We start from the raw sequence: 12,842 nt of genomic DNA on the forward strand, positions 1-12,842 counted from the left end.
TTCAAGAAGAGGGAGCAGCCACTGATAGGCTTTTTCTGGCCGACTTTTACCAGCCCCGCCAGCCGGAGCAAGCTTAAAACCTGTGTGGCAAGACCTACGGGCCACGGCTTAGGGATGAAAACCGTAGCTCTCTTTTCTACAGCGCCGTTTCAGTTAGCAAGAAGCGTATTATGTGCGGTGTCTGCTTCAAACTGCTTAAAATTATTCTCAAGCGCCATTTGTAAACGGGCTTTTTCGCTCGTGGCCAGAAAAGAACGGCATTGTGAGGTTTCTGAAGCACGGCAGGCTGAAACAATATACCCATCCTGCCACAGGCTTGCCCCGGGAATGAAGGAATAGATCAACCCATTGCGGGAAAGCTGCTTCAGTTCCTGATATGTCAGTGGCCATGTTGTGGCGGCGCGTAGATATTCTTGCGTCAGGTCTCCACGTGATACCCCTTCATCATCAGTAGAAAGGGCAACAGGAACACCGGCCCGGCGATACATGGCAAAGGGATGAGCCTTGCCCTTGATGTTGAGGATAATATCATTGCTGGTCAGGTTGATTTCTACCATAACCTTTTTCTGCGCCATTTCCTTCAAAAGGCCCGTGGCATCATTTTCCCACATGATATCTACCCCGTGTCCGATACGGCGGGCATTGGCTACCTCTATGGCGGAGCGAATATGGTGTGTCAGGCCTTCCGGCGGTACAAGGCCCGGTGTTAGTTCGCCAGCATGCAGGCTGAGTTTTATGTCCGGGTAGACAGCGTTTAACGCCTGAAACATGCGCATATGCTGGTCATAATCGCGCATGGCAATGGGGTCATCTTCCGGGCAGACAAAATTGACGCCCACAAAGCGGGGATCTGTATGGGCCATTTCATAGCCTGCATACAACTGCGCAAACACAGCAGATGGGGCAACGGTGCGCAGGGTTTGGTAAAGATAATGCACTGTTACAGCGCAACCGGGGTGAGCCTGCGGCGTACCGCAGTGCAGCACGTGTTGGGCTTGCTGTTCCATGTCGTCTGTTTCATGGCGGGCTTGGGCAACCAGTTTGGGAAGGTCTGCCTGAAGGGTTTTCATGGCCTGCTCATAATTCTCACCATGAAGAGGATGGGCGTTTCCGCTCGCAATCATACCGCCCAAGCCGGGTGAGATCATCAGTTCCACATACGTGATGTGATCTTGCGCAGCGCGGTCAAGCGCTTCCGCTAGACTGTCCCCGGCATGTTTTTCGGTTGCGGAGCCAAAACCTGCAAAGCTTGCAAAAAAATGGTCATGGCCTGACCGATCATTAGCCGTAGGCACAAAATCCCGCATGGAAAGGGCATCAATCATGCGGTTTTCGGCTGTTTCATCAGAGGGGAGGTCTGTTGCCGGTTTTTCGCCTTTTGCCGGGGTGGAGGTGCATGCACGGGGCAAGATTGTGCCCTGTTCAACTGAAACGCACAGCCCATCCTGCGCGGCCCATTTCAGATAACTTTCCGCATAAATGGCACCCACGAGATGGTTATGAAGGTCCGCTCCTTTGGGGAACTGGCGCATGAACACAGCAAGCCGCACGGGGTCTGTTTGCAGGGTGCTGAACATATGGGCCGTTTTCTGCTCGTCAGACGTTGCAGCCTGACAGAGGGAAAACGGCGTTGTCAGAACAGCGCAGGCCAGTAACAAGGAACGTAAAAACATACAGAAACACCATCCGGTAGAGACGTGGTTTATAGTTCCTGCGTAACAGAAACCATTCCACTCACATATCGGATTTATACATAAAAACAGGGGGCTCTCAAAACCCTGCACCACGCTTGAAGCTGAGGGTGAGAGAGTGTGGAAGCCTGCCTGATCAGAGAATTCCTTTACCGTTAAGGCGTGGCCGGTGCGGTATAGCGCAGAATACTGGCAACAGCGGCATCATGTGGCAGAGGGGTGCCGTAGCTGTTGTGGTAGCGCGTGGCAAAGGCGTCCCGCTCAAGCCGCTCACAATAGTCCAGATACCGGATAAGGGCCCGTTCCGCTCTGCGGTTGGGGCCATGCACCCGTTTATAATGTCGCCACAGGATCAGTGCATTAACGGACCACGCATCATACGCGTGTTCCCTTAGCCTCTGGCGAATGGACGGTGGCAGTTGTTCAAAGGCGGACCATTCATCGCCCGTATGCCGGTGCCAGATTTCATGACGCAGCGTGCGCTCGTTTGAGGGGGGAGTAATCTGTCCTTCCGAGTTGGATCTGTGGGGGTGGTGAGTAAACTGATACGCCGACATGCCACCCTCCATTATGCTGCTTCTCGCCGCCAGACGGGAAAGGGGTCTGGCAGGTGGGCATAGCGTTCAGGGTCAAAGCGGCCAGTGCCATCCTCTGGCGTCAGGCAGGCGTCCAATGCGGCGCGTAGGGCGGGCTCATCCATGTCCTGCGTGCCAATGAACACAATTTCCTGTCGTCGGTCTCCAAACACAGGGTCCCACTTGCTCAGTACAAAATCGCGCCACTGGTCAGTTTCCGGCCACTGGCTTTTGGGAATGGCCGCCCACCACAAGCCAATGGCCTGATTGCGTACCAGTGCGCCCGCTTGTCCAAGTTCCCCTACCCAGTCCGGGCGCGTGGCCAGCCAGAAATGCCCCTTGGCGCGCACTACGCCCGGCCAGTTGGCATCCAGAAAAGTCTTGAATTTAGCGGGCACGAAGGGACGGCGAGCGCGATAGACAAAACTACGGATGCCGTATTCCTCGGTTTCCGGCGTGTGGTCTTTAAAGCCATAAAGCTCTTTGAACCATAGAGGATGCTGATGGGCTTTGTCATAATCAAACCGGCCCGTGTTCAGCACACGCTCAAGGGGAACCTTCCCCATGTCCGTTTCAATAACATCCGCATCAGGGTTCAGTGCCAGCACAATCTGGCGGGCTGCTTCTCCCTGCTCCGGCGTGGCGGTAGAGACCTTGTTGATGACCACCACATCTGCAAATTCAATCTGTTCTACCAACAGATCGACCAAGGCACGGTCATCTTCCTCGCCTGCGGTTTCACCGCGGTCTTTCAGGAAGTCGGTTGAGGCGTAATCGTTAAGCAGATTTACGGCATCCACCACAGTGACCATGGTGTCCAGCCTTGCGCTATCGCTCAGGCTGTTGCCGTCTTCATCCCGGAATTCAAAGGTTGCGGCAACAGGCAGCGGCTCTGCAATGCCGGTTGATTCAATCAGCAGATAGTCAAATTTACCCTCTGCCGCCAGCCGATGAACTTCCTGCAATAGATCATCCCGCAAGGTGCAGCAGATGCACCCATTGGTCATTTCCACCAGTTTTTCATCAGTGCGGGAAAGATCGCCTCCGCCTTCTCGCACAAGATCAGCGTCAATATTCACTTCGCTCATGTCATTCACAATAACGGCGACCTTCCGGCCTTCCCGATTATTGAGAATATGGTTCAACACCGTCGTCTTTCCCGCCCCCAGAAAGCCGGAAAGGACGGTAACGGGCAGCAATGCGGGCATGGAGGGGGCTCCCTGAAGCTGAGTTCAATAACGTGATAACTGTTATAATATAACATAACATAACATTCAGTGCTCTTTCAATCGTGCGGAATGTTCTGGAAGCATGGGGGAGAAGACGGCTGTTTTCTTGACACTTCCTGCCTTTTGGCGGCATCAACCGGGCGTGATGGTTCTCTCCCTGTCAGGGAGCGATGTAAAAGGGAACCGGGTGCGGTTTTGCCATGCAAGGCCAAAGCCTGGGCTGTCCCCGCAACTGTAAGCGGCATGTCCTGCACATACTGGCTGGTACGTCAGGCCACTGGGAGCCTCTCCTGGGAAGGTTGGTGCAGGATGACCTACCGCAAGCCAGGAAACCTGCCATCAGCCGGGGTTGCAGACGAGAAGTGCTGATCGGGGGGTGTCAGCAAAGTGACTGGACCAGGGGTGCTCCTAAAGTTTTCGGGGTGGTCAGGGTCGGACTTTCTCTCGTGGCGACGTCTTTCTTACCGCGAGGCCTTGTTTCTCTGATGTTCCGCAATACTTTTCTCATCAGTTCCACTCTTCTCACGTTGTGGGGTAGTTCCGCGCTGGCGGCGGATGCGCCTGTTTCACCGCCGCTAAAAGCACAACCTGCCAAAAAACAGTCCGTCGCCACACCTACTCCGGTTTCTGTGCAGCCTGTTCCCAGCCAGCTCGTCTCCGAACTGATAACAGTCAGTGCTGCCCGAACGCCCACACGCACGGATGATATTGGCACGGCACTGACCATTGTTACGGAAGAACAGATGCTGACCCAGCAGCGCCGCACGTTGCCAGATATTCTGGCACGCCAGCCGGGGCTGAACGTGGTGCGCTCTGGCGGGTTTGGGGCCACAACGTCCATTTTGATGCGCGGTAATAACGCCAATGAAGTCAAGGTCCGGCTGGACGGCATGGACGTGAACGATGGCAGTTCAGCCAGCGGTATGTTCGATGCGGGTCAGTTTGTTACAGATGGTCTGGGCCGCATAGAAATTTTGCGCGGGCCACAAAGCGGTTTGTATGGTGCGGATGCCATGGCAGGCGTGATTGATATGACCACTGCGCAGGGGCAGGGGCGTTTCAAGCCGTTTGTGCGGATAGAAGGGGGGTCTTACGGCACCTTCAATCAGGTTATCGGCGCGCGCGGGAGCAAGGGGCGCTTCCACTACAATGTCGAACTCTCTCATTACCGGATGGAAGGGTTTCACGGCATTCCGCGTTATATTGACCGCTATTATGGGGCGACACGGGAGCAACGGCATAAAGGTAACCGTAACGACAACCGGTCTGCCACTATCCGTCTTGGGTATGATGTCACCCGAAATTTCGATCTGGGGCTGACTGCTCGCCTCATTCAAAGCAATTACCACACCTATTCCCTCTATGATCTGCAAAGCGAGGCCTACGGGGGAGGGAATGTGCGTGAGCAGAACAACATGAATGAGGCTGTGGTGCGCGGCACTGCGCATCTCGTGTCTTTTAATGGTTTTTTTGATCAGGTTATTGGACTTGGGTACATGACCAACCGTAACCGCTGGAATGAAACGGGCCTCTATGCCACCGGACCGGATTATTACCGTTCAAGCCGCCTGAAAATTGACTGGCACGGTACGTTTGATTTCAAGAAATACGGCACGCTCCTGATTGGTGCGGAGCATTTTCATGATACGTTTGATTCCAGCCATACGGCGGCCTCAGCGTATGATACCGGCTATCACACACAGGCTGGTATGGATACGACGGCAGGATATGGCCAGTATCAGGGCAGCTGGAACCATATTCTCTACGGTGCGGCTAACGTGCGGTATGATTCCAATTCCCGCTACGGGCATTATGTAACGTGGCGTGTTGCCCCTTCCATCCATGTGCCGGGCACTGGTACCATCATTAAAGCCAGCGCGGGTTCAGGCTTCCATGGCCCCACGTTGTATCAGCTTTTTTCCAGTCAGGTCGGTTCCAGCTATTCCCAGACGGGTAATCCGAACCTGCGGGCGGAAAGGCTGATCGGGTATGATGCCGGGGTGGAACAGAAACTGCTGGGGGATAAGCTGCATTTTGGCGCTACATGGTATGATAACCGCGTCAAAAACCTGATCCAGTCCACGGAAAATATCCAGATGGTGGGGGGATATCCCTATTATCAGTATTCCTATGGCAACGTGGCGCGCGCGCGTATGTATGGTGTGGAAGCTTTTCTTGACTGGAAGGCCCTCAAAACGTTGGACTTCAACCTGAATTATACCTGGACCCACGCACGGGATGTCAGCAGTGATCTGGCCTTGCAGCGTCGTCCGCAACACAAGTTCAACTTCAATACAACCTGGACCCCTATTCAGGATCTGACGTTCTCGGGGAATATCCTGTACGTCAGCGGGTGGCGTGATCTGCCGGTTATCGGGACATCCTATTGCAGCACCTGCGGCAAGGGGCACGGCTACTTCACCATAGATATTGCGGCCAATTACAAGATTAACCGCTATGTCAGCATTTTTGCGCGCGCCGACAATCTTCTTAACCGGCAGTATGAAGAGCCAATTGGTTATCTTCAGCCGGGCAGAGGGGGATATGGCGGTGTGACCCTGAGCTACTGATGCGGAGGTGGCTGCATCTGCTGGGGTTGTGTAGCCTGCTGGTGGCAGCGCTGCCTGCTCCGGCGCGGGCTGCCAAACGGATTGTATCCATGAATCTTTGTACGGATCAGTTGGCTCTGATGTTGGCTGACCGGGCCGAGATTGTGGGGCTTAGTCCGCTGGTGCAGGATTGTTCTGGGTCGGTCTTGTGTCAAAAAGCACAGGATGTTCCGGTTCTGTCGTCAACGGCGGAAAATGTGATTGGTGCGCATCCGGATGTGGTGCTGGCAGGACAGTTCACGGCCCGCGTTGCCGTGAAAGCTGCGCGGGAGGTTGGGGCGAAGGTTCTTACTCTTCCACCGGCCTCTTCTCTGGCGGAGATTCCAGTACAGATCATGCAGGTGGCACAGGCTGTTGGGCACCCTGAACGAGGCCAACAGATGGTGGATGCCTTCCTGAAAAGACTTGCGCTTCTCAGCATCTCACGTCAGGCGGAGGACCCCGTGGCCGCAGTGTATGAAGCAAATGGTTTTGTAGCAGGTGCGGGGTCTTTACCGGATGATGTGCTGGCGCATGCCGGGTTGCGTAATCTGTCAACGGTAGCTGGTATCACAGTGGCCGGACGCGTGCCGCTTGAAACATTGCTGGCTCAGCAACCTGACCTTCTGGTGCGGGACAGATCAGGGCAGGGCTATTCCCTTGCGCAAGCCATGTTGGATAATCCGGTGCTGAAACGCTTTTTTTCAGGAAAACACGTCGTGGATATTCCGGCCTCCCTCTGGCTTTGTGGTCTCCCCCAAACCTTGGATGCTGTCGCCCTTCTCCGGCACGCGCGGAATAACCTGAAGCAGACGGAGGACGCAGAATGAAAACGCGGGCCTTGGTTCTGAATGGCGTGCTGGCAGGCTGTATTGTAGGCCTTTCCGCATTGTCGCTGCTTTGGGGCGAGCATGCGTTTTCTTTCACACAGGCCTTGCTGGAGTGGCTGGCAGGGCAACACACGGCCGAGGCTGTCATTCTAGGCGAATTACGCTTGCCGCGTATGCTGCTTGCTATTCTAGTGGGGGGCACTTTGGGGCTTTCTGGTGCCGTGCTGCAAGGCTATCTGCGTAATCCGTTGGCAGACCCGGGCTTGCTGGGTGTGTCAGGCGGGGCGGCTTTGGGGGCGGTATGCGTATTTTATACAGGGCTCGCACAACTGGGTTTGGCCGTGCTGCCGCTTGGGGGGCTTGCAGGTGCATTGGTGGCGGCTGTTCTGCTGGTCATGCTTGTCGGGCGGGGTGGGGCTCTTGTGCTGCTGCTTGCGGGCGCAGCACTCAGCAGTTTTACCGCTGCCTTAACGGCCATGGTGCTCAATCTGGTGCCAAGCCCTTATGCGTCTTTTGAAATCATGCGCTGGCTTATGGGATCTCTGACAGATCGGACAGTATTGGACGTTCTGCTCGTGTTGCCCGGTGTTGGTATTGGGTGTGTGCTTATGGCGTCTTCCGCACGAGCACTTGATGCCCTGATCATGGGGGAGGATGTCGCGACAACGCTTGGTTTTCGCTTTAAGGGCGTAACGGGCGTGCAGATGCGGATCGTTATGGGGACGTCTCTGGCCGTTGGGTCGTGTGTTGCTGTATCGGGGGCTATTGGCTTTGTCGGGCTTGTTGTGCCGCATCTGTTGCGCGGGCTGGCAGGCCATCGGCCATCCCGTCTGTTACTGCCTGCTTTTCTGGGAGGTGCTACTCTTCTACTGGGGGCTGATATCGTGGTGCGTCTGGCTGCTACGCACAAGGAATTGCAGATTGGTGTTGTAACGGCATTGATCGGGGCTCCTGTGTTTTTTCACAGGGTGATTCAGTTCAGAAAACGCGGAGGGTTCTGATGCTGACCGTTACTGAACTCTCCTGTCGGCATGGCGAAAATACGCTGCTGCGTTCTGCTTCCGCCACTTTCCCTGCGGGGTGTGTCACCGGGCTTATCGGGCCGAATGGCGCGGGTAAAAGCACCTTGTTGCGTCTCATGGCGGGTTTGAGTGTACCGTCTTCTGGCACAGTCTTGGCGGAGGGACGGGCTCTTTCAACCCTGACCCCCCAGAAACGGGCGCGGATGCTGGCTTACATGCCGCAGGATATTCCTCCTTTTCCGCCCATGCCGGTGCGGGAAATCGCATCGTTGGGGCGGCTGCCTTATGGGGAGGGAGCCACCAGGGCTGAATATCACCCCGCTGTTGAGCGTGCTTTGGCGCTGACAGGATTGCAGGCTCTGGCTGGCCGCACGGCTGATCAACTTTCAGGAGGGGAGAGGGCGCGCCTTATGTTGGCGCGGGCGCTGAGCACGGAAACGCCAGTTCTGCTGGCGGATGAAGCTGTGGCGGCACTTGATCCTGCCCATGCACTTGCGGTCATGCATTTACTGCGTAATCTTGCGGCTGAAGGGCGCTGTGTTGTGCTGGTAATCCATGATCTGCTACTGGCAACGCGGTTCTGTGATCAACTGGTGCTTATGAAGGACGGAGAAACCGTAACCAGTCTGCCACCATCAGATCTGAGGGAAAATATTTTACGGTCCGTTTATGGTGTTACCACCCGAAGGATAGAGCAGGGATGGGTTCCGTGGGATCTGGCAAAAACGCCTGCGGGAGAGCGTTTTCACCAGATAGTTGGGACTTAGTGTTCAGGCGGAAACAGCACTTGCTGCCCGGATGCTCGCGGCGGACATGTTGGCGCTCAGCTTTGCAACATTCTGGATATCCAGAAAGGGGTTATGGGCAATATAAAGCAATGCCTCCAGCCCTGTTGTCAGCACGGTAGAGGCAATGAAGTTCATGCGGTCTGGAGAAATGTGGAGCATATTTACTGTCTGAATAAGCTTTTTTTTCAGATCATCCAGCATCTCGCTTGTTTCTGGCATAATGAACAAACGTGCACGCACATGATGCTGGTTCAGCTCAAAAAAACGCGGTGCGCCGCTAATACTCAGTAGCTCCTGCAAGACTGCGCTTTGGCTTTTGACAAGCATTTCTTCCAGCGTGTCAGTTTCACACCGAGAGTGCAGAATGGCGTTCCGGACACGTTTGATAATTTTGATCAGCAGCAGATCAAAAATAACATCTTTGGTTTTGTAATAATTATAGAAACTTCCGGGTGAAACTGCGCTGACGGAAACAATGTCTCGTATGGTGGCAGCATCAAAACCAATAGTGGAAAAAACTTTCCATGCGGCGCTTTCCAAAGCGTCCTGTTTGAAGGCTTTTGTCATTTCGCGTTTTTGAGACGCACGGTAAGCCCCACGTTTCCGGGGGACTGCTGAACTGTCCTCAGAAAGTTTATCCTGCTGTTGCCGTGCCAACGGTGTCCACACTCCTTGCTCCTTGACGATACGGTAAAGATTTCCACAAAAAGTCAAACAAGTATAGCCGCAGGCGTATGGCTTCTAGACAGAGCTCCATAAAATAAAGACATTCATGCCAAAATTATTAACCGTTCTTTCTTTGGAAAACGATATAGGACTTGATAAGTGCTCAACTGTTGCATTGAGGACCTCAGTAGATTCAGACAATGTTGGAAGACGTGCAATACTGGATGGAGCAGAACGGGGTGGGGAGATTTGCCTCTGTCCAGAGATGTCTGGCAGCGCAGGGAGCTGCGCCAGAACAGACACGGTTTATCCTGATAGAATATCGGCGTATCTTGACGGTAGTCTATCTTCAGAACGTAACCACTTCCTGAAAGTTGAATCATGACTGATGTCTTTTCTGCAAAAAGAGTATCAAAATGCTACATTCAGGATGCTGCGGATATGACAGTGGTGTCCCGCTTTAAAAGTCATCATGTTTTTGAAAATCTGATAGAGAAAGCTGCCAAACTATCATCCCCTATACCAGTCGGTGTGGTCTGGCCCTGTGAACAGCATGCGCTTGAAGCGGCGCTGGAGGCAGGGGAACATGGCCTCATGCAGGCAGTTTTGATCGGGGATAAAGAAATTATCACCGCGTTGGCAAAAGCCTCCAATCGTGATCTTGGAAAGGCGGACATTATTGATATGCCTACACCGGAGGCTGCCGCGGCGCGGGCTGTGTCTCTGGTCAAGGAAGGTCGCCTCCGTACCTTGATGAAGGGGAGCCTGCATACGGATATCCTGATGCATTCTGTTGTGGCGCCTGAAGCAGGATTACGGACAAGCCGCCGTATCAGCCACGTTTTTTTATTGGCTCTTCCTGACTATGATGATCTGGTTTTTGTAACAGATGCGGCTATCAATATTTTTCCGGACCTGGAAGCAAAACGCGATATTGTTCAAAATGCAATTGATCTGCATATCGGGTTAGGGCTGGGAGAGCCCCGTGTTGCCCTTCTTTCTGCTGTAGAGGTTGTTAACCCTAAAATTCCCGGCACGGTGGATGCCGCCTGCTTGTGCAAGATGGCGGAGCGGAAACAGATACTGGGGGGCGTTCTGGATGGTCCTCTTGCTATGGATAATGCCATCAACAAGGAAGCCGCGCAGATCAAGGGCATTGAGTCTCCCGTAGCAGGGCGCGCCCAGATTCTTGTCTCCCCTGATCTGGAGTCAGGAAACATGCTGGCAAAAAACATGATTTTCATGTCTCATGCAGAGTCAGCAGGTGTTGTTCTTGGTGCAAAAGTGCCCATTCTGCTAACGAGCCGGGCCGATAGTGTTCAGGCGCGTCTGGTCTCCGTTGCGGTGGGCGCAGTGTATGCGGAGTATCTGGCGCGCACGGGTCTCAATGAGAAATGTTGAGTGCTTTCATTTTTCGGTAAAGGGTTGCCCGGCTTACGCCCAGACTTTGTGCGGTGGCACTCACATTGCCTTGGCAGGCCGCAAGAGCTGAACGGACAACACTTTCTTCCGCTTTCTGAAAACTCACAGTTCCTTCAGAATCCAGTTCGGCCAGCAGATTAGGGTGGTCCTGAATCATGTCATCAGTCCATCCCATCAGGGTGCGAGCAGCGTGGGTTGCGCCGGTTACTTCACCATCGGTGTTGATGGCAACCAACGGGGAGGAGCAGTCTTCCGCAGGGCCAAGCGTGAGAATTCTGTCTCCCTCATAGCGGGTGCGGAAAAGCTGCTCTTCAATGCGGCGCCCTGACAGCATCAGCGTTTCAGTGACAAGGGCGGCATACGGGCGGGTGGTGTTGCCGCTCAGGGCGGCAAGGTTCAGTGCGCCTGCAATTTGTCCCTGCGCGTCAAATACAGGCACCGCATAGCTGGCAAGAAGAGAGAAACAGAAGCGCCAGTGGTCGCCTTGCCCCAGAAAAACCGGGCATTTCTCTTTTATGCAGGTTCCAACGCCGTTTGTGCCTGCTGCAGCCTCGTTCCAGATGGCACCTTTCCGCAGATACAGGCGGCGGCAGACCGAAAGATGGGTTTCATCCACGCAGCGCGCCAGAATGGTGGCATCAGGATCAGCCAGCAGCACCATAAGGCCCATCCCCTGTACAAGCTTGAACAGCCTGCGCATCTCGCCCATGGCGGATTTTAACAGAACAGCGGAGCGGCCACTGATATGCAGGAATTCGGAGCTGGAAAGGACATCGGCTGTCCATCCCTGTGCCGGGTCCAGATTATAGGCTGACATACAACGTTGCCAGGATTGCTGAACATAGGGCGCATTCACGGATGTCAAAGGATAGGCAGTACGGCCAGGAAGAATATCACTTTCCGTCTCAGAGAGAGGTTTTTGTTTACCGTTCATGCAGTTACCAGCCAACTCGTTTTTTTATCCTCCTTGCTGGAGCAAAGAGACCATTTCTTGAGCTTTGACTTACCTGTTACTATATCTCCTTGCCGATTTTAAAGAAAATTCTGTGTGTGGCAGAGAACGGGTGAGGCTGAAAAGGCTTCCTACCAGAGATACACGAACTTCATATAATATGCGTTGGTTTCAGGGGTATTGCGTCCTTCCAGAGAATGAGAGTAGCGGCCGGTAAAGGAGACATGCTTCGAAATATTGAACATGAGACCCGGTCCCATGGCAATTTCGCGGCTGTTTGAATTATCCAGATAGTGCCCGGATGTATTATCATATGTTCCGGTAACATTCTGCCAGTCAAATGCCAGAAAAGGTTCTATTTTTTGGGTGGCTTTCCAACTGAATCGCAGGTTGGAGTAAAATACAACGCCAGGAAAATAACTGTGTTGGCCTTTGACATGCTTGGTGGAGCCGGTAACAGTTCCTGCATCGCCATCAAAGCTGAAATGTTTCCACTCATAATCAAAGATAAAACTGGAAATGTTGGACCAGTAATTGGGGGATGTTGCATCCCGTGTGCCAACGGGTGTCTGCATGAAAGTCTGAAACCCGAACGTGCTGTGCGCATTGGGCTTGAACCACGCTGCGGGTCCTACAATGGTCGGTCCGAACCCACCATAATTTGAGCCATCTGCAAGCGTGAAGCTTTCACTTTGAATGAGCTCAAACGCAAAGCCTACGTGCGGAATGGCGTCAAAACTGCGGAAATGCACGTATTTGGTCATGCCGGACCAGGTGTGGCTGCCGCCACGGGCTTCGCGCTGGCCTACGCTGTTATACGTGTTGCCTGCTGCATTTCCGTTGCCGTACTGCACAAGAACATTGAAGGGCTTGAAATCAACCGGCAGATCGTACTCGTGCGGGCCGATAATCCCGAGCGTAATGTCTGCTGCCTGGGCTGAAGATGCATAAACCAGCGCCATGCCGGGTATGACGAAACGAAGCAGAGAGCGGAGCCGCTCCGGCTTTTCTGTCAGATGCATGAGAAGAATTTCCGTAAAAAGAAACGGGGCCCCGGCAGAAGCCGGAAGCCCCGCAAT

11 protein-coding genes and 1 riboswitch are annotated in these 12,842 nt (G+C 53.9%); of the genes, 5 read left to right on the top strand and 6 right to left on the bottom strand.

Translation table 11 applies throughout. From position 1 onward, the window contains the following. Positions 1-149: 149 nt before the first annotated feature. The 3 genes from QWU00_RS10935 to zigA form a co-directional block, all read right to left on the bottom strand. Positions 150-1,673 carry an adenosine deaminase family protein gene (locus QWU00_RS10935; protein ID WP_035380027.1) on the bottom strand — a complete coding sequence of 508 codons (1,524 nt, stop codon included), beginning with the start codon at positions 1,671-1,673 and terminating at the stop codon, positions 150-152. Positions 1,674-1,846: 173 nt separating this feature from the next. After that, positions 1,847-2,248, bottom strand: a complete 402-nt coding sequence (locus QWU00_RS10940) for a DUF6525 family protein (RefSeq protein WP_052051339.1) — start codon at positions 2,246-2,248, stop codon at positions 1,847-1,849. An 11-nt stretch (positions 2,249-2,259) separates the two neighbouring features. Further along, a complete protein-coding gene (zigA, locus tag QWU00_RS10945; RefSeq protein WP_035380030.1) occupies positions 2,260-3,474 on the bottom strand; it encodes a zinc metallochaperone GTPase ZigA in 1,215 nt (404 codons plus the stop codon). A 150-nt stretch (positions 3,475-3,624) separates the two neighbouring features. Next, positions 3,625-3,850: riboswitch (cobalamin riboswitch) on the top strand. Between the two features lie 127 nt (positions 3,851-3,977). On the opposite strand from zigA, the gene QWU00_RS10950 reads away from it, so the two are divergent. From QWU00_RS10950 to QWU00_RS10965, 4 genes are read left to right on the top strand one after another with little or no spacing between them, the layout of a single operon-like run. Continuing rightward, positions 3,978-6,065, top strand: coding sequence for a TonB-dependent receptor plug domain-containing protein (locus tag QWU00_RS10950; RefSeq protein WP_392388297.1), 2,088 nt, complete (start codon positions 3,978-3,980; stop codon positions 6,063-6,065). Then, positions 6,065-6,913: an ABC transporter substrate-binding protein gene (locus QWU00_RS10955; RefSeq protein ID WP_035380034.1), complete on the top strand. Its 849-nt coding sequence runs from the start codon at positions 6,065-6,067 to the stop codon at positions 6,911-6,913. The genes QWU00_RS10950 and QWU00_RS10955 overlap by 1 nt, the downstream gene beginning before the upstream one ends. After that, positions 6,910-7,914, top strand: coding sequence for a FecCD family ABC transporter permease (locus tag QWU00_RS10960; protein ID WP_035380036.1), 1,005 nt, complete (start codon positions 6,910-6,912; stop codon positions 7,912-7,914). The genes QWU00_RS10955 and QWU00_RS10960 overlap by 4 nt, the downstream gene beginning before the upstream one ends. Beyond that, positions 7,914-8,702: an ABC transporter ATP-binding protein gene (locus QWU00_RS10965; protein ID WP_052051336.1), complete on the top strand. Its 789-nt coding sequence runs from the start codon at positions 7,914-7,916 to the stop codon at positions 8,700-8,702. The genes QWU00_RS10960 and QWU00_RS10965 overlap by 1 nt, the downstream gene beginning before the upstream one ends. 3 nt (positions 8,703-8,705) lie before the next feature. On the opposite strand, the gene QWU00_RS10970 is transcribed toward QWU00_RS10965, so the two are convergent. Then, a complete protein-coding gene (locus QWU00_RS10970; protein WP_035380085.1) occupies positions 8,706-9,380 on the bottom strand; it encodes a TetR/AcrR family transcriptional regulator in 675 nt (224 codons plus the stop codon). Between the two features lie 390 nt (positions 9,381-9,770). Here QWU00_RS10970 and QWU00_RS10975 point away from each other — a divergent pair, with 390 nt between their 5' ends. Then, the gene (locus QWU00_RS10975) at positions 9,771-10,790 is read left to right on the top strand and encodes a bifunctional enoyl-CoA hydratase/phosphate acetyltransferase (protein ID WP_035380037.1); all 1,020 of its coding nucleotides are present in this window, start codon (positions 9,771-9,773) and stop codon (positions 10,788-10,790) included. Here the strand turns inward: QWU00_RS10975 and QWU00_RS10980 are convergent. Together QWU00_RS10980 and QWU00_RS10985 are read right to left on the bottom strand one after the other, a co-directional pair. After that, positions 10,774-11,745: a helix-turn-helix domain-containing protein gene (locus QWU00_RS10980; RefSeq protein WP_176364748.1), complete on the bottom strand. Its 972-nt coding sequence runs from the start codon at positions 11,743-11,745 to the stop codon at positions 10,774-10,776. The genes QWU00_RS10975 and QWU00_RS10980 overlap by 17 nt on opposite strands. A 149-nt stretch (positions 11,746-11,894) precedes the next feature. Continuing rightward, positions 11,895-12,785: a transporter gene (locus QWU00_RS10985; protein WP_035380039.1), complete on the bottom strand. Its 891-nt coding sequence runs from the start codon at positions 12,783-12,785 to the stop codon at positions 11,895-11,897. Between the last annotated feature and the right edge of the window lie 57 nt (positions 12,786-12,842).

Origin of the sequence: Acetobacter tropicalis, assembly GCF_030644465.1 — a bacterium.
GTDB classification, from domain to species: domain Bacteria; phylum Pseudomonadota; class Alphaproteobacteria; order Acetobacterales; family Acetobacteraceae; genus Acetobacter; species Acetobacter tropicalis.